Source organism: Massilia niastensis DSM 21313 (genome assembly GCF_000382345.1).
Lineage (GTDB): Bacteria > Pseudomonadota > Gammaproteobacteria > Burkholderiales > Burkholderiaceae_D > Telluria > Telluria niastensis.
Map to the genome: position 1 here is coordinate 1 of NZ_KB908115.1, position 17,443 is coordinate 17,443.

General features: G+C 64.6%; 14 protein-coding genes and 1 tRNA gene. 9 read left to right on the plus strand and 6 right to left on the minus strand.

The features are described from left to right. Nucleotides 1-228 precede the first annotated feature (228 nt). The 3 genes from H162_RS34235 to H162_RS0120485 all read right to left on the minus strand — a co-directional run bounded on the left by H162_RS34235 (nt 229) and on the right by H162_RS0120485 (nt 4,060). A complete protein-coding gene (locus tag H162_RS34235) occupies nt 229-636 on the minus strand; it encodes a hypothetical protein (RefSeq protein WP_156885721.1) in 408 nt (135 codons plus the stop codon). Between the two features lie 31 nt (nt 637-667). Beyond that, a complete protein-coding gene (locus H162_RS0120480) occupies nt 668-2,881 on the minus strand; it encodes an RIFT barrel domain-containing protein (RefSeq protein ID WP_084677073.1) in 2,214 nt (737 codons plus the stop codon). 273 nt (nt 2,882-3,154) lie between these two features. Next, on the minus strand, nt 3,155-4,060 hold the full coding sequence (locus H162_RS0120485) for a c-type cytochrome (protein ID WP_020655367.1): 906 nt from the start codon (nt 4,058-4,060) through the stop codon (nt 3,155-3,157). Between the two features lie 197 nt (nt 4,061-4,257). Between H162_RS0120485 and H162_RS0120490 the strand changes: the two genes are divergently transcribed. The 9 genes from H162_RS0120490 (at nt 4,258) to H162_RS0120530 (ending at nt 15,483) form a co-directional block, all read left to right on the plus strand. Next, a tRNA-Arg gene (locus H162_RS0120490) sits at nt 4,258-4,333 on the plus strand. A gap of 249 nt (nt 4,334-4,582) precedes the next feature. Beyond that, complete coding sequence (locus H162_RS31420; protein WP_211223729.1) at nt 4,583-5,710, plus strand: RNA/DNA-binding domain-containing protein; 1,128 nt, start codon at nt 4,583-4,585, stop codon at nt 5,708-5,710. Between the two features lie 263 nt (nt 5,711-5,973). Then, complete coding sequence (locus H162_RS33370; protein WP_267872157.1) at nt 5,974-6,348, plus strand: UDP-N-acetylglucosamine 2-epimerase; 375 nt, start codon at nt 5,974-5,976, stop codon at nt 6,346-6,348. 304 nt (nt 6,349-6,652) lie between these two features. Continuing rightward, nucleotides 6,653-7,942, plus strand: coding sequence for a nucleotide sugar dehydrogenase (locus tag H162_RS0120505; protein WP_026354887.1), 1,290 nt, complete (start codon nt 6,653-6,655; stop codon nt 7,940-7,942). 81 nt (nt 7,943-8,023) lie between these two features. Next, nucleotides 8,024-9,052, plus strand: a complete 1,029-nt coding sequence (locus tag H162_RS0120510; protein WP_020655371.1) for an SDR family oxidoreductase — start codon at nt 8,024-8,026, stop codon at nt 9,050-9,052. A 51-nt stretch (nt 9,053-9,103) separates the two neighbouring features. Continuing rightward, complete coding sequence (locus H162_RS0120515; protein ID WP_026354888.1) at nt 9,104-10,507, plus strand: TIGR03013 family XrtA/PEP-CTERM system glycosyltransferase; 1,404 nt, start codon at nt 9,104-9,106, stop codon at nt 10,505-10,507. A 97-nt stretch (nt 10,508-10,604) separates the two neighbouring features. Then, entirely contained in the window at nt 10,605-12,689 is a 2,085-nt protein-coding gene (gene prsK / locus H162_RS0120520; RefSeq protein ID WP_020655373.1) for an XrtA/PEP-CTERM system histidine kinase PrsK, read from the plus strand. Between the two features lie 8 nt (nt 12,690-12,697). Then, nucleotides 12,698-14,059: a PEP-CTERM-box response regulator transcription factor gene (prsR, locus tag H162_RS0120525; RefSeq protein WP_020655374.1), complete on the plus strand. Its 1,362-nt coding sequence runs from the start codon at nt 12,698-12,700 to the stop codon at nt 14,057-14,059. A 2-nt stretch (nt 14,060-14,061) separates the two neighbouring features. After that, entirely contained in the window at nt 14,062-15,483 is a 1,422-nt protein-coding gene (locus H162_RS0120530; protein WP_156885724.1) for a right-handed parallel beta-helix repeat-containing protein, read from the plus strand. Nucleotides 15,484-15,487: 4 nt separating this feature from the next. On the opposite strand, the gene H162_RS0120535 is transcribed toward H162_RS0120530, so the two are convergent. From H162_RS0120535 to H162_RS0120545, 3 genes are read right to left on the minus strand one after another with little or no spacing between them, the layout of a single operon-like run. Then, nucleotides 15,488-16,363 (minus strand): hydrolase 1, exosortase A system-associated, encoded by an 876-nt coding sequence (locus H162_RS0120535; RefSeq protein WP_020655376.1) that lies wholly within the window; start codon nt 16,361-16,363, stop codon nt 15,488-15,490. Beyond that, nucleotides 16,353-17,192 carry a hydrolase 2, exosortase A system-associated gene (locus H162_RS0120540; RefSeq protein WP_020655377.1) on the minus strand — a complete coding sequence of 280 codons (840 nt, stop codon included), beginning with the start codon at nt 17,190-17,192 and terminating at the stop codon, nt 16,353-16,355. The genes H162_RS0120535 and H162_RS0120540 overlap by 11 nt, the downstream gene beginning before the upstream one ends. Beyond that, nucleotides 17,192-17,437: an acyl carrier protein gene (locus tag H162_RS0120545; RefSeq protein WP_020655378.1), complete on the minus strand. Its 246-nt coding sequence runs from the start codon at nt 17,435-17,437 to the stop codon at nt 17,192-17,194. The genes H162_RS0120540 and H162_RS0120545 overlap by 1 nt, the downstream gene beginning before the upstream one ends. Nucleotides 17,438-17,443: the final 6 nt, after the last annotated feature.

The following is a 17,443-nucleotide window of genomic DNA, read 5'->3' on the forward strand; positions in this document are numbered from 1 at the left end:
ATGGTGAAAGTGTTCTGACGCATGTTTAACCCTTTTAGTAATCGTAAAAAATGTTGCCGAGGACATTTCCTCAGTTCACATTTCCAAGGTTAAAGCATGCTGATCGGAAAAGGCGTAACCAATTGTAACAGACGGGCTTTCGCTGAAGATGATGAAAGATGCGTGAGAGATGCGTGCCGATGCAGCTTTGCCTCTAAAAAGATGCTCAAAAACAAGGCAAAATGGCCCTCAAACTTGTGACTGGTGGAAAAAAGAATGGCCCGAATTTGTGACTTCTGGAAAAAAAATAGCCGGAAATCCGTGAATTTCTGAAATATGCAGGCCGGAAATCCATGACTTACGGAAAATTTGAATCGCAGCAAGAGCTACTGTCGGTCGATGCAGGATGGCTTTCTGTATGGATAGAGCTGATGCAATATCATTACGAGCCAGGAAGGATTGCGGGCCGTAAATTAATTCGTCGGAGAAGCACAAAAACGCCAATCGACGACAAATGATAGTACCTAGAGGAAAGAAAATCGTGGATATGGCGTCCTGATGTGGCAGGGCGCCTGCCAGGACAGCCCAATGAAAAACACCCTGCAAGCTTGCGCCTGCAGGGTGCTGGACCACCATCTCATCAAGGCCGGTCAACATCTACCGGCCTTCTGACGATATCGGTCAATGATTAGCGCGGAACGATCGCGAACTGCGGCGACGCAGCGTAGTTCGGCTTGACGCTGCGCGCCATGAACACCTTCCACGCATTCGCACCCGCGGTGCCGCCAGCGTTGGCGGCATACGCCAGGGCCGGCTGCATGTTCGACGGGTAGCCCGTCACATTGCTGGAGTAACCGGTCATTTCGCCAAGCTTCAGCTTCAGCGCGGTCGCCATCTGGGTGCCGCCGCACGGCATGGCCAGCAGCTCGGCGGTATGGTTGGCCTTGTATACCTGGGCCATCGTCGCATACACCGCGCTGGTCTTCGAGTCGCGAATCTTCATCGAGTACTGCGCTCCGTCGACCCAGCAGGCGCCGCTGGCGGTCATGCGCTGGATCGGGAACTTCGATTTCCAGGCGAGCAGCGACTTGGCTTCCGCGAAGCCCAGCTCGGCGGCGTGGCCCACTGCCGAGGTGAAGAAGTCATCCTGCCACGGGCCCACGCCCAGGCCATCCTGGTAGACGATCGCATAGCCGTGCGCCAGGGCGCCCAGGGGATTGGCCGCCGTGTTGTTCGTGTAGTTCGTGTTGTACCAGTCGAGGTTGCTCTTCACGATACTCGCGAAGTGGCTCTTCAGGCGATCCTTGTCCGGCGTGATATAGGCCGCCTCGCTCAGCGTGCGCAGGCTCCATGCCTGGCCGCGCACCTGGTCCGACTGCACCAGGCCCTTGGCCTGCTTGCGGTAGCCCGGATTCGACGAGAACGCGCTGTACATGGCCCAGAACTGCAGCTCTTCCAGGTAGTAGTGGTCGCCGGTCACGAGGTAGGGGAAATACGCGAACGCCGGCTGGTGCGAGGTGTCATGGGTATTCGGGGTCTTGCAGACACCGCTTGCCGGGCACTTCGGGAACGCTTCGTACTTGCCGGTCGCCGGATTCCTGGTATCGGTCGACTGGCCCAGGATGGTCATGTACGGGTAGTCCATCAGGCTGATCGGCTGGCCGGTGTTGCGGTCACGGTAGTGCGAGGACCAGCTGCCTGCCAGGTCGGCGCTGCCCAGGGTCATCGCCTTGAGGCGCTTGTCCATGGTCAGCAGATAAGTTGCAGTCCAGCCAGGCATCAGGCCGAGATCGTTGCGTCCACCGGTGCCGGGCATGTAGGGAACCGCCAGGCCGGTATTCATCGGTGCGGTCTTGGCCGCGGTCCAGCGGGTTTGCCAGCTTGCCAGGTGCGATTCCGTGAACGCGATGGTCTGGTCGTAGTTCGGGACCGCCTGGGTGCCGATCAGGTATTTCGTGTTGTGCTTGACGTGGACGGCCGGTTCGGCGCCGCCGTACCAGAACAGCTTGCGCCAGCGGGCGTGGTGGTAGTGCTGCAGGCCGGCCTGGGTGTACACGGCCTTGCCGCCGACCAGCACTTGCGCATCGTAGGTCATGGTGCCCGGCGCCTCTTCGTACGCCCAGTTGTTCTCGACGGTGACGTCGACGCGGGCCTGCTTGGTGCGGTCGTACCAGCGGATCGCAAAGCGGGCCGCCAGGTGCGGATGGGCGACGCCTGCGCTGGTGGTCAGGGGAGCCGAGACATGCCATTCGTTGGCAACCGGGCCCGACAGCCATTTGGTGAATTTGCCGCTCTTCAGCAGCGCATCGGCGCTGGCCGTATAGCGCACGCCGTTGATGGTCGCGTTCACGGAGGCAGTGAAGCCGCTGTTGATGGCGACGGAGGGGGACACTTCGGCGCCGGTGGCGGCGCTGCCCTGCACCAGGCTCAGGGTCTGGGTCGCGCTCTTCAGCGAGGGCGCGATACCCGACACGACAGCGTGACGTACGGAACCATCCGGGTGCGTTGCCTTGATGTCGAGCTGGAGCGGCACAGTGCTGCCGTCGTCCAGGCGGCCGCTCAGGGTCGTGCCAGCCGGCAGGTGGCCGGCTGCGAACACCTGGCCAAAGGTGAACGGCACATTGCTCTGGGCAACAGCCGGCGTGGTGTTTTCAAGGCGGATATCGGTAATCGTACTGGTCGAGACCACAGCTGGAGCGAGCGTCGTGGTCGGAGCCACCGTGCCCGGCGTCGTCGCCGGGGTGGTAGCGGCTGCCGCACGGCTGGAGTAAACCGAAGCCAGCAGACGGGTTCCATCGGTGGCGGTTTGCTGGCCGTCCAGAGGCGTGGAGCTGCCTCCGCAAGCAACCAGTGCCGCACCGCAGAAGGCGGCAGTAAGGGAGCGGAACAGGAGAGTGTGCATTGGGAGTTTCATAGTCTGGGTCTCTTCAGGAGTTGCCTTGAGTCAATTAGTGTCCTCAAAGGAACCTGAAGGTTACACAGATTTGTGAAAAATTCCCAGCGGAATTAAATTTCCTATGCGAATTTCGGCGAAATTTCCACACAAAGTTTCTCAGTTTTTAACGAATATTATTCACTTATAAACCGAGTTTCTTTTATTTTTGTATTTTTGGAATTCTTGTTAGAAAAAAAATAGCCGCCCAGAGGGCGGCTGCTTTTTTGGGGATTTAACAATCTATCGCAAGGCGCTTACCATGAAGTCAACCGCAGCCTTGATCTCGGCATCGGGGGCCGTCGAGCCGCCCTTGGGCGGCATGAAGCCCGTCTTGCCCTGGAAGCCCTTGAGCGCATGCTCATACAGCACGGCATTGCCCTGCTTGACGCGATCGGCCCATGCGGTCTTGTCGCCCAGCTTCGGGGCGCCGGCGAGGCCGGAACCGTGGCAGGCAACGCATGCGCTGTTATATATAGTCTTGCCGGCGTCGGCCGACACGGCGGCCGCCGCAGGAGCGGCAGCCACGGTGGCGGCAGGAGCGGCAAGCGCGGCGGCGACAGGCGCTGCTGCGGCAGTCGGCGTTGCCGCGGCCGCGGCTGCCGGGGTGGCGGCGGCAGCAGAGGCGGCAGCAGCGGGGGCGGGCGCGGCCGGTTCCTTGAAGCTCGCGCCGCTCTTGTTCGACATGAAGACGACTGCGCGCGCCACTTCGACATCGTCCAGGTCGGGGTTGCCGCCCTTGGCCGGCATGGCGCGGATGCCTTCGATCGCGTGCTTGATCAGCGTATCGTAGCCCTGGGCCAGGCGTGCACCCCAGGCGCCGTTGTCGCCGGTCTTGGGCGCGCCGGCCGCGCCGCTGTCGTGGCAGGCGGCGCAGACCGCCGCGTACACGGCATTCCCGGCCTGCAGTACTTTCGGGGCATTGGCATCGACCAGGGTGAAACCTTCTTCGGCGACCGGACGCACCCGGGCGGCGACGGCTTCGGCGTTCTGGCTGTCGGTCCCCGCACCCACGAGCGGCTCGTTGGTCACGTAAGAGACAAGCAGGATGATGCCGATGACGATGACAAGGAAGAAGCCCGTCACGGCGGCGACCAACTGCTTCGGCGTCCGGATCATCGATTGGTGTTCGTTATGTGCGTCGCTCATGATTTCCTTAATTCAATTAAAAAAACCTGCCACCTCCAGCGCTTGCCTGATTTTCATGCCTTATTGCAAACGCCGCCAAACGGCCGATTATAGTCTCAAAGCTGCCTTGCTGTAACGAAAATCCGGATGCAACACGGCAGTGGCCATGGACGCGCGGGCGGAAAGACTGTATCCTTCGGACACTCGTCTTTCCTTATGCGGCTGTAGCTCAGTGGATAGAGTATTGGCCTCCGAAGCCAAGGGTCGTGGGTTCGATCCCCGCCAGCCGCGCCATCAATTCAAGCACCTACCTCAGGTATCGATCCCTGCACTAGCATGCAGGGTTACGCTTGGGTTACTTTCTGCACAAATCCCCTCTTCAAAGACAAGCTAGTCAAGTTCTTGACTGTTGATCTCGCACGCCCTAACGAGAGGCTTCCAGCGGTGGACCTATGCCAGGTGTAATGAGCCCAGGCAAGGCATCTTCGGCTCCAACGAATTGTTCTACAATCCAAAACGCCGGGGCGCAGCTTCAGAAATGTAATGCCGCCGATGACGAAAGCGAGTTTTTTGAACAGCTCTCGAGTGTCCAAAGCTTTAGCGATTCATATGACAACACCCTCACTTCCATCCTGCGAGTCCCTCACCGTCGAGTTCAAGAGCGACCGCAAGCGCTTTCCGGATAACGACTTGGTGGAAGCGATAACGTGCCTCGCCAACGCGGAGGGTGGCGAGTTATGGCTGGGCGTGGAGGACGACGGAACGCCGACAGGCCTGCATGCTGAACACCTGAAATTGGCTGGGTTAGCCGGGTTAGTGGCGGCGCGCACGTCGCCTTCGCTGGCTGTCACGGTCATGCCGATTGCGTTAGCCGGCGTGACCGTGGCGCGCATCGTTGTCCCCAAGGCGCAGGGCGAAGTTGCGACTAGTGGCGGCGTGTATTTGCGCCGACGCTTGAGGGCCGATGGCCAGCCGGAATGCGTGGCGATGTTGCAACACCACCGTGCCAGCCACGCTACCAGCTTCGGTTTGATGGATGCTTCCGCCCGAGTGGTGGCTGGAGCCAAGCTGACTGACCTGGACCCTTTAGAGCGCGAGCGTTTGCGCCAAAGCGTGCAGCAATACGGTGGTGACCGCGTGCTGCTGGAACTGGACGACGAGGCGCTCGATGGCGCACTGGGTCTTACCGCGCGTCAGCCAGATGGTACCCGGGCGCCCACGCTGACGGGCCTTCTGCTGGTCGGACGTGAACCAGCACTCCGAGAACTGGTATCCACGCATGAATTCGCGTTTCAGGTGCTTGCGCGCGAGGCGGTGACATTCAACGAATTCCGTCATTTCCCTTTGCTTAAGGCTCTAGACTGGCTGGAGACGAATTTTCGCCCTTATAACCCTGAACGTGAAATCCAGGTAGGGTTGTTTCGCGTACCTGTGCCCAAGGTGGACATGGGAGCTTTTCGAGAGGCGGTGGCCAATGCGCTGGTACACCGTGACTACCATCGGCTAGGCGCAGTGCATGTGAGGCTGGCCGATGATGGGCTTACGATCAGCAATCCCGGCGGCTTGGTTGACGGCGTGACGTTGGCAAACCTGCTGACCACGGAGCCACGCCCGCGGAACCGAACGTTGGCTGACGCGATGAAGCGCATTGGCTTTCAGGTGAATCAATAACTTAGCGGTAGCCTGAGGAAGTTGATGGACTTGGAAATTGGATCAAGTCGAAAGGCCGCTCATCCCGATCGTTTGAGCGCCATGAATGAGTTTTGTCTGACTCTGAATACTGCCATCTAAGCAGCCATGCTGCGAGCGTATGCAGTCTTCCTTCGATGGCCGCCGGCATACATGCCCGGAATGTCTGATTTGCGTGCCCTGCGTTATCCCCGCCAGAGGCATTCAAAAAATTCTTAAGGCTGGGCCGGGTTTACGAATCCCTCCTGGTTGCCCCGTACCGGCGCGAAAACTTCGGCGACGACTTCCGCCATATCTGCGACGTGCTGGTGCTGCTGGCGCGGCGCGCGGACCTGCAGCTCTTCTATCCGGTGCCTCGCAACCCGAACGTGCAGAAATCGGTGGTCGAGCGCCTGGGCAGCCGCCATGTCCACTCGGTCAGGCCGCTGGACTACCTGGGCTTCGTGCGCCTGATGCAGGACGCGCATAGTGCGCCGCCCATGACAACGAGCTGTTCTCGGTCGACTCGCTGGCCGACGACCATGAAGCCGCAGTGCACCCGTGCCGCCCCTGAGTCAGCAGCTATTGCGACCTCGCGCACGATTGATTTTAAAACAAGCTTGTTTCTCAGAAAGTGCTAATATGGCATCACGTTATCGATGAGCCTGGAGGTACTCCATAGCCAGCGGTAATGGGTACAGTCAGGCGGCGGTTTTGCCGTGTAGCTCGCTATTTTGCTGAGTCGCACAAGTTGCTGGAAATCAGTCACATACGCGCAACGCGACAGTGACACGAGGGTTGCTTTCGTAAGAAAATAGTAACAATTTTCCTCTATTGTTGTTACTCTTCGACAAAGCGCTATTCAGGTTGAGCACGGCAGAGCCTCCATGCTATATTGATTATTAGCATAATTGCAAAATTCAATTCTTTAACGGAATCCGATAAATGAAAGCAGATGAGGTCGTCGCAGTAGTAGGACTGGGATATGTCGGCTTGCCGCTGGCAGTTGAATTCGGCAAAAAAGTGCGGACAATCGGCTTCGACCTGTCGTCCGCAAAGATCGAGAACTACAAGAAGTTCGTCGACCCCACCGGCGAGGTGTCGACCGAGCAGCTGCAGGCCTCGCGCCATCTCGAAGTCACCACCGATCCCGCGGCGCTGGCCCAGGCCGACTACATCGTGGTTGCCGTCCCGACCCCGGTCGACATCGCTCACAACCCTGATTTCACCCCGCTCGTCGGCGCCAGCAAATCGGTCGGCGCCCACATGAAGCGCGGCGCCATCGTGATCTACGAATCCACCGTCTATCCGGGCGCGACCGAGGAGGTCTGCATCCCGATCCTGGAGAAGCAGTCGGGCCTGAAGTGGAAGGAAGACTTCCACGTCGGCTTCTCGCCGGAGCGCATCAACCCGGGCGACAAGGAACACACCCTCACCACGATCCTGAAGGTCGTCTCCGGCGACGACGAGGTCTCGCTCGAACGCATCGCCCAGTTGTATGAATCGGTGGTGACCGCCGGCGTGCACCGCGCCTCCAGCATCAAGGTGGCGGAAGCGGCCAAGGTGATCGAGAACACCCAGCGCGACCTGAACATCGCCCTGATGAACGAACTGGCGATCATCTTCGACAAGATCGGCATCGACACCCTCGAGGTCCTGAAAGCCGCCGGCACCAAGTGGAACTTCCTGCCGTTCCGCCCGGGCCTGGTGGGCGGCCACTGCATCGGCGTCGACCCGTACTACCTGACCCACAAGGCCGAGATGATCGGCTACCACCCGCAGGTGATCCTGGCGGGCCGCCGCATCAACGACGGCATGGCCAAGTTCGTGGCCGAGAAAACCGTCAAGTCGATGATCTCCTCGGGCTTCCACGTCAAGGGCTCGAAGGTCAACGTGATCGGCCTGACGTTCAAGGAAAACTGCCCCGACCTGCGCAACTCGAAGGTCGCGGACATCGTGCACGAACTGGCCAGCTATGGCGTCGACGTGCATGTCTACGATCCGGTCGCCGACGGCGAGGAAGCCCAGCACGAGTACGGCATCACGCTCGAAAGCTGGGACAGCCTGCCGAAGGCCGACGCCGTGATCGTCGCAGTGCCGCACAAGGAAGTGCTGGCGCTGTCGCTGACCGACTTCCAGAGCAAGCTCAATGAAGGCGGCTGCTTCATCGACGTCAAGGCGCAATTCGATCCAAAGGCATTGCACGAAGCCGGATACTGCGTCTGGCGCCTGTAGCCGTCGTACAGCCGGCCGGCCTCCGTCAAGGCGGCCGCCGCACCGGCTTTGTCGTTTGCGTTATTCAGAAAGTGTCAGAACGTGAATAAGTTCCAGGAAGTTCAGCAGCATCTTGTCCAGAACAGCTATCACTGGGTAGTCACCGGTGCGGCCGGTTTCATCGGGTCGAACCTGGTCGAAGCCCTGCTCAAGCTGAACCAGCGTGTCACCGGCCTCGACAACTTCGCGACCGGCTACCGCCACAACCTGGACCAGGTGCGGGAATCCGTCACGCAGGCCGCCTGGGAGAAATTCAGCTTCATCGAAGGCGACATCTGCCAGCGCGGCGACTGCGCGCGCGCCTGCGAGGGCGCCGACTTCGTGCTGCACCAGGCGGCGCTCGGCTCGGTGTCGCGCTCGATCGACGATCCGATCGCGACCAACGCCACCAACGTCGACGGTTTCCTGAACATGCTGGTGGCCGCGCGCGACGCCGGCGTGAGGCGCTTCATCTATGCCGCTTCGAGCTCGACCTATGGCGACCATCCGGACCTGCCGAAGGTCGAGGACCGGATCGGCAATCCGCTCTCGCCCTACGCCGTCACCAAGTACGTCAACGAGCTGTACGCCAATGTATTCGCCCGCACCTACGGCCTGGAATCGATCGGGCTGCGCTACTTCAACGTGTTCGGTCCGCGCCAGGATCCGAACGGCGCCTACGCCGCCGTGATCCCGCAGTGGGTGGCGGCGCTGATCCGCAACGAGCCGCTGCGCATCAACGGCGACGGCGAGACGAGCCGCGATTTCTGCTACATCGGGAACGTGGTGCAGGCCAACCTGCTGGCCGCGCTGTCCGGCGAGCCGGCTGTCAACCAGGTATACAACATCGCGCTCGGTGAGCGCACCACCCTCAACCAGTTGTACCAGATGATGCGCTCCCTGCTGCAGGACCGTTTTCCGCACGTGGCAGGGCACCGGCCGCAGTACGTCGACTTCCGCCGGGGCGACGTACGCCACTCACAGGCCGACATCGCCAAGGCGGCAACCCTGCTGGGCTACCAGCCCACGCACCGGATTGGCGAAGGCATGCAGCAGGCAATGGACTGGTACGTCCGCAACCTGTCGCCGTAATCGGAACATCAATGCACAACCAGATAAGAATAAAGATACTCGGAGGCTATCGTGTTTAGGATCTCTAACCACTATGTGTCGAAGATCGTGTTTGTACTGCTGTTCGTCGAGGTGCTGGTACTGCTGGGCGCCGCCTATGTCGGCGCCGCTGTGCGCATGCTCGAGTACGGGGATGCCGTAGCCGCCGAGCACCTCGACCATTTCTTCACGTCCGCCGCCGCGTTCGCGATCGCCGTCATCTTCAGCATGAGCGCGATGGGGATGTACCAGCTCGATTACGACGAAGGCCTGCGCCATCCGTTCTTCATGAAGCTGATGCCGTCCTTCGTGATGGGCTTCATGATCCTGGCGCTGGTGTTCTACGTGGCGCCGGAACTGTACTTCGGGCGCGGCACCCTGCTGCTGGTGTTCGCGCTGGCGGGCATCGGCATCTTCCTGGCGCGCATGGCGTTCTTCAAGACCTCGGAAGCGCGCTTCCTGAAGTCGCGCATCATGTTCCTCGGCGGCGGCCCGCTGGCCAGGGAATGCTGCGACCTGGCCACCCGCAAGTCGCGCTACCACAAGTACGACATCGCCGGCTTCGTCCCGAACCCGAGCGAGGAGCTGTGCGTGCCGTCGGCGAACCTGCTCAAGATGCGCGACGGCGATTCGCTGGTCAAGCTGGTGCGCCAGTACCAGGTCGAGGAGATCGTGGTGTCGGTGCAGAACCGCCGCGGCGGCTTCCCGATCAAGGAACTGCTCGACTGCAAGCTGCAGGGCATCAAGGTCACCGACGCCGCCACCTTCTTCGAGCGCGAGACCTGCCAGATCCGGGTCGACTCGCTGCAGCCGTCCTGGCTGGTGTTCGGCGGCGGCTTCGACCAGAGCTTCGTGCGCACCTTCATGAAGCGCTCCTTCGACCTGGTGTGCAGCGTGCTGATCCTGGCGATGACCTTCCCGCTGATGCTGCTGGCGGCGCTGGCCGTGTGGATGGAAGACCGCGGTCCCGTGTTCTACTCGCAGGAGCGGGTCGGCAAGGACGGCAGGACCTTCCGTGTCCACAAGTTCCGCTCGATGCGCGCCGACGCCGAAAAGAACGGCAAGCCGCAATGGGCGGCCCAGAACGATCCGCGTGTCACGCGCGTGGGCAACTTCATGCGCAAGACCCGCATCGACGAACTGCCGCAGATCCTGAACGTGCTGCATGGCGAGATGTCCTTCGTCGGCCCGCGTCCGGAGCGCCCTTACTTCGTCGAGCAGCTGATCGAAGTGGTCCCTTATTACAACGTGCGTCACAGCGTCAAGCCGGGCATCACCGGCTGGGCCCAGGTGCGCTACGGCTACGGCTCCTCGGCCGAAGACGCGCTGCAGAAACTGCAGTACGACCTGTACTACGTGAAGAACAACAGCCTGTTCCTCGACGTCCTGATCCTGATCCAGACCCTGAAGGTCGTGCTGTTCCGCAGCGGCCGCTGAGTCTCGCTTCCGGCGGCTGGCGCCGCCGGAACCACAAGATTTTCTTCTGGCGGCAGCGCCGCCAGGCAACTGAACGTATCACCCCGAACCTGCCCAGATGGATCCGCAATCCCTGACCAGCATCGCCGTATATAGCCATGCCCTGGCGGCCGTCTGCTTCTTCGTGCTGGGCGTGCCGATGCTGGCGGGACGGCGCCGCCGTCCGCACGGCGCCGCGCTGGCCACCGCCAGCCTGCTGAGCGGCCTGTGGTCGCTGGCGCTGGCCCTGGCGGCGCATGGCGGCCAACTGTGGTCGCTGTCGTCCGACGTGCTCGAGATCCTGCGCAATGGGAGCTGGATGCTGTTCCTGGCCCTGCTGCTGGGGCGCTGGCGCGAGCCGGACAGCCGCTTGCCGTTCCGCCTGTCGTCTTCCGCCGCCGCCGGGGGGCTGGGCTATGCCGCGCTGCTGGCCCTGGCGCTGCTGGGCTACTGGGACCTGGCGCACTCGGGCCTCGGCCTGGTCCCGGTCACGGGGCGCGTCGGGCTGGCGATCACCGGCATGCTGCTGGTCGAGCAGGTCTACCGCAACCGCTCGCTGCAGGAGCGCTGGGCGGTGAAGTTCGCCTGCATCGGCATCGGCGCGATGTTCGCCTACGACTTCTACCTGTACAGCCACGCGATGCTGTTCCGCGGCGTCGATCCCGACATCTGGGCCGCGCGCGGCATCGTCAACGCGATCGGCGTGCCGCTGCTGGTGGTGGCGCTCGGCCGCAGCAAGCTGTGGGAATCGCCGCTGGCGGTGTCGCGGCGCGCGATGTTCCACTCGGCGGCGCTGTTCGGCTCGGCCATCTACCTGCTGGCGATGGGCTCGGCCGGCTACTACCTGCGCTTCTTCGGCGGCAGCTGGGGCGTGGTGATGCAGGTGGCCTTCCTGTTCGGCGCCCTGATCCTGCTGGCCGGGGTGCTGTTTTCCGGCACCTTCCGCGCACGCCTGAAGGTCTTCATCAGCAAGCACTTCTACAGCTATAACTACGACTACCGCGAGGAATGGCTGCGCTTTACGCGCACCCTGTCGGAACCGGGACCGCGCCTGGGCGAACGGGTCATCGAAGCCGTCGCCGCCCTGGTCGAGAGCCCGGGCGGGGCGCTGTGGCAGCGCCGCGAGTCGGGCCGCTACGAGCCGGTCGCGTCCTGGCAGATGCCGGCGGTCGCCGCGTCCGAGCCGGTGAACTCCCCGTTGTGCCAGTTCCTCGAATCGAGCCAGTGGGTGATCGACGTGCAGGAATACGCGCGCACGCCGGACAAGTACGACGCCCTGGAGCTGCCCGCGTGGCTGGACAGCTACCAGCGCGCCTGGCTGATCGTGCCGCTGATCCTGCATGCGAAGCTGTCCGGCTTCGTGGTGCTGCAGACCTCGCGCAGCCCGATCAAGCTGAACTGGGAAGTGATCGACCTGCTCGAGATCGCCGGCAGCCAGGCCGCCAGCCAGCTGGCGCAGCAGAGCGCCGCCAACGCGCTGATGGTGGCGCGCCAGTTCGAGTCGTTCAACCGCATGTCGACCTTCGTGGTGCACGACCTGAAGAACCTGGTCGCCCAGCTGTCGCTGCTCAATGCGAACGCCGCGCGCCACAAGGACAATCCCGAGTTCCAGGCCGACATGCTGGAAACCCTCGACCTGTCGGTGCAGAAGATGAAGCTGCTCCTGCAAAAGCTCAGCCGCACCGGCAGCCAGGAAAGGCCGCTGCCGCTGCCGGTCGACCAGGTGGTGCGCCAGGCGCTGGCGCTGAAGGCGGCGTTCGAGCCGCATCCGCAGCTGATCGTCGAAGCGTCGGACATGTGCGTGCTGGCCGAGCGCGAGCGCCTCGAGCGCGTGGTCGGTCACCTGATCCAGAACGCGATCGAGGCCACGCCGCGCAGCGGCAGCGTCAGCATCCGGGTCGGGCGCCACGAAGGCCGGGTGCTGGTCGAGATCACCGACACCGGCGAAGGCATGAGCGAGGAATTCATCCGCGAGCGCCTGTTCAAGCCGTTCGAATCGACCAAGTCGGCCGGCATGGGCATCGGCGTGTTCGAGAGCCGCGAATACATCAATGAACTGGGCGGCAGCCTGGAGGTGAGCAGCAGGCCGGGACACGGCACCACCTTCCGCGTCATACTGCCGCTCCACCGAGAAGACACCCAGGCGGCCCAGCGGGCCGCATAAGGAATACCGTGACACAGAACAAACCGAAACTCCTGATCATCGAAGACGACCCGGGCCTGCAGAAACAGCTGCGCTGGAGCCTGGACGCCTACGAAGTGGTCGTCGCGGGCGACCGCGAGGCCGCGCTGGCCCAGCTGCGCCGCCACGAGCCGGCGGTGGTGACCATGGACCTGGGCCTGCCGCCCGATCCGGACGGCTCGACCGAGGGCCTGGCGACCCTGCAGCAGATCCTGGCGCTGGCGCCGGACACGCGCGTGATCGTCCTGACCGGCAACCAGGACCATGCCAACGCGGTCAAGGCGATCGGCATGGGCGCCTACGATTTCCACCAGAAGCCCTGCGACTCCGAAGTGCTGAACCTGGTGATCGAGCGCGCCTTCTTCCTGCACAAGCTGCAGCAGGAAAACCGCCGCATGCAGCAGGCCCAGGCCGACTCGCCGATGACCGGCGTGATCTCGCGCGACCCCGGCATGCTCAAGGTCTGCCGCAACATCGAGAAGGTCGCGCCGACCTCGGCCTCGGTGATGGTGCTGGGCGAATCCGGCACCGGCAAGGAAGTGCTGGCGCGCGCGCTGCACCAGCTGTCGCCGCGCTCGAAGGAGCGCTTCATGGCGATCAACTGCGCCGCGATCCCCGAGAACCTGCTGGAAAGCGAATTGTTCGGCTACGAGAGGGGCGCCTTCACCGGCGCCGCCAAGCAGACCAAGGGCAAGGTCGAACTGGCCCACGGCGGCACCTTCTTCCTCGACGAGGTGGGCGACCTGCCGATGGCGCTGCAGGCCAAGCTGCTGCGCTTCCTGCAGGAGCGCGTGATCGAGCGCATCGGCGGCCACGAGGAGATTCCGGTGGACGTGCGCATCGTGTGCGCGACCCACCAGAAGCTCAAGGAACTGTGCGCCCAGGGCCGCTTCCGCGAAGACTTGTACTACCGCCTGTCGGAAATCGTGGTCACCATCCCGCCGCTGCGCCAGCGCGAGGGCGACGCGGCGCTGCTGGCGCACCACTTCAAGAACAAGTTCTGCGCCCAGGAATCGCGCTCCTCGCTGCACTTCGCGCCCGACGCGATCGCCGCGATCGAGGCGCATCCATGGCCGGGCAACGTGCGCGAGATGGAGAACTGCATCAAGCGCGCCGTCATCATGGCCGACGGTAACACCATCGTCGCCGACGACCTCGGGCTGCCGGGCGAAGGCGCGGTCGAGGAACCGATCAACCTGCGCCAGGTGCGCGACGAGGCCGAGTACAAGGCGATCGTCAAGGCGCTGGCGCGCGTGGACGGGAATATCGTCAAGGCTTCCGAGCTGCTGGGCATCAGCCGCCCGACCCTGTACGACCTGATGGGACGGCACGGCATCAAGGCCGCGGGTTGAGCGTGCGGCTGCTGCGCTACGGCGGCCTGCTGGCCGCGCTCGGCATTGCCGGCCTGGCCGGCGGCGTGTTCTGGCTGCAGGGGCAGGGCGTGACGCCGCGCGCGCTCGGACCCTACCTGGAACGGCGCGCCGAAGGCCACAATCCCCTGGTCACCGACACCGGCCAGTGGCTGAACCTCACCTTGCGCGGCCTCGACCGCGGCGCGGACGCCGGACCCTATCCGCTGCCGCCGCTGGCGGTCGGCGCCCAGGCCGCGCCGAGCGGCAGCGGGGCCGGCGCGCAGAAGCCGGTCGCCACGGTCGAGGAGGCCAGGGACGCGTTCGCGGCCGCGCTGTCGGGCGACGTGATCACCTTCGCGCCGGGCGTCTACCGGGTGCGCGATGCGTTCGAGGCGCGCCGTCCCGGCGTCGAGGGCGTGCCGGTCGTGGTGCGCGCCGAACAGCCCGGCAGCGTGGTCCTCGAATTCGAGGCCGGCGAGGGCTTCAAGGTGGCCGCGCCTTACTGGCGCTTCGAGAACCTCGAGATCCGCGGGGCCTGCCGCCAGCCCGAGTACTGCCACCATGCCTTCCACGTGACCGGCAAGGCGCGCGGCTTCGCCGCCGTGAACAACACCATCGTCGACTTCAACGCCCACTTCAAGATCAACGGCGACAAATCGGGCTACCCGGATGCGGGCCTGATCGAAGGCAATACGCTGACCAACACCGCGCCGCGCCGGGTCTACGGTCCTGTGACGCCGATCGACCTGGTGGCGGCCAACGACTGGACCATCCGCGCCAACCTGATCACCGATTTCATCAAGGACGGCGGCGACCGCGTCAGCTATGGGGCGTTTGCCAAGGGCGCGGCCGCGCGCACCCTGTTCGAGCGCAACGTGGTGCTGTGCGAGCACAAGCTGCGCGGGATGCCGGGCGAGCGCGTCGGCCTGTCCTTCGGCGGCGGGGCCACCGGCAAGCAGTATTGCCGCGACGGCCGCTGCATCACCGAGCATGACGCGGGCGTGATGCGCGCCAACCTGATCGCTTCCTGTTCGGACGCCGGCATCTACATCAACAGCGGCGCCGGCACCCGCATCGTCGACAACACGCTGCTCGATACCGCCGGCGTCCAGGTGCGCTTCCCGGAAAGCAGCGCCACCCTCGAGGGCAACCTGATCGACGGCGCCGCCGTCGCCCGCAACGGCGCCCGCCTCAGCATGGGCGACAACCGCAGCACCTCGATCGCGGCGCTGTATGCGGGCCTGCATGCGCAGCGCGGCCTGTTCGCCGAACCGGGCATTCTCGACCTGCACTGGAAGGATGGCGCGCCGCGCCGCGACACGGCCGCCGCCCCGGGCGTCGACCTGTGCGGCGTGAAACGACCGGCGCAGCCGGCCTACGGGGCGTTCGAGGATTTCGCGGCCTGCCTGAAGCCGCGCAACTAAGCGCCTACCAGGCGCGCAGCCATTCGGCCGTCCAGGCCGTCATCTGGTCGTGCCATTCGCGGCGCGAGCAGGTGTGGTCGGCCTTCGGCAGGCTGCGCCGCACGAAGCGCGGCGCGGCCATCAGGCGGCGCCAGTGCGGCGCCTCGGCCACCCCGGCGAATTCCTGGGCCGTCAGGTCGGCCCCGCTCAGCAGCACCAGCACCTGGCCGTCGAAGCGCGCCAGCGCGCCGTGCAGGCGTTCCGGCAGCGCCGCGCCGCAGGCCTGGGCGTCGCCCGGTCCGGCGCCGGCGGCCGCCGGACCGGCCGGCTTCAGGGCCGAGCGCAGCACGCCGACGAAGGATCTGGCCGCGCCCAGCAGGTCGAAGCGGCCGCTGGCGATCTTCTTCCACAGCCGTGCGTCGAGCAGCCGGTCGCGGTAATAATGCTTCAGGGTGGCGCGCGCCGCGCCTTCCTCGGTGCGCGCCCAGGGATTGAGCAGCGCCAGCCCGCGCACGCGCGCATCCAGCGGCGCGTACAGGGCGCTGGCGGCGGCGCCGTCGCACAGGCCCCACAGCACCACTTCGCGCAGGCCGGGCACCTCGCGCTGGAAGCAGTCGATCGCGGCGCGCAGGTCCTCGGCCACATCCTCGAAATTGCGCACCGGGCCGTCGCTGTCGCCCATGCCGCGGTAGTCGAAACGCAGCACCGGCATCCCGGCGGCGGCCAGCGCGCGCGCCAGCAGGGTGAACTGGCGGTGGCTGCCGGTGCGCACCTGCGGCCCGCCGACCACGATCACGACGCCGCGCACGCCGGGCGGCCCGGATTGCGCGGGCAGGCTCAGGATGCCGATCATGCGGGCGGCACCGCAGGCGATGACGAGGGCGCGTTCTTCAGGCTGCATCGGCAATCCTGGTGGAGAGGGCGATGGTGGCGTCGAGCAGGGCCGGAGCTTCCTCGATTTCCTGCGCCAGCCAGAACTGCGGTCCCGGCGCCGCTTCCTGGTGCACCTCGGCCCCGTGCGTGCGCCAGCCGGCGGCCACGCGCGCCGCCGCCGGCGGCAGGGGCCGGCCGGCCTCGGGGACCATTTCCAGCCACTGCACCGGGCAGCGCGGCGCCAGCTTCGCCGCGTCGATGCCGTCGATCGCCAGCGCCAGCGCCGGATGCAGCTCGTAGCCGGCGATCTCGAGGACGTCGCCGGCGCGCAGGCGTGCGCGCAGCGCTTCGGTGCCGCCGCCGGCCCCGGGCGCGGCGCCGCCCAGCATCTCGCCGGCCAGGCGCAGGCGCAGGAACTGGGTCAGGCAGGTGGCGCCGTTCGTCACCGGCTGCCACAGCAGCAGGCGTTCGGGAAGCTCGGCGCTGCCGGCCGCATAGTCGAGCGCGAGCAGGGCGCCCAGGCGCAGGCCCCACAGCCCGGGCGCCAGGCCCAGGCGCGCGCGCAGCCAGGCCATCCCGAGCGCCACGTCATCCTTCCAGCCGTCCCAGCGCGCATCGACGAATTCGCCGGCGCTGTCGCCGCAGCCATGCAGGTCGAGCTGCAGGACGCCGATGCCGCGCGCCGCCAGCGCGCGCGCGCCCAGGGCCGCCATGCGGCGCGACTTGTTCATCTCTTCGGCGAACGGATGCAGGTAGAGCAGGGCGCCGCGCGGCGCCCCATGTGGCGGATGGAACAGGCAGAAGCGCGGCCCGCCGGGCGCGTCGAGGAAGAACGGCTCGGCGGTCGGGGGCGTCATCAGCCGGCTTTTTGGGCGACGAAGTCGGCCAGGCTGCCGAGGGTGGCGAAGGTGCTGGCGCTGATGTCGTCATCGTCGATGGCGATGCCGAAATGCTCTTCCAGCGCGCCGATCAGGGTCACCACCGCCATCGAGTCGAGCTCGGGCAGGCTGCCCAGCAGCGGCGAATCGGCGGTCAGGGACTGGCCGGCGGGACCGAGGTTCAGCACGTCGGTCAGGAGGGTTCGTACTTGTTCGAGATACATGGTCGC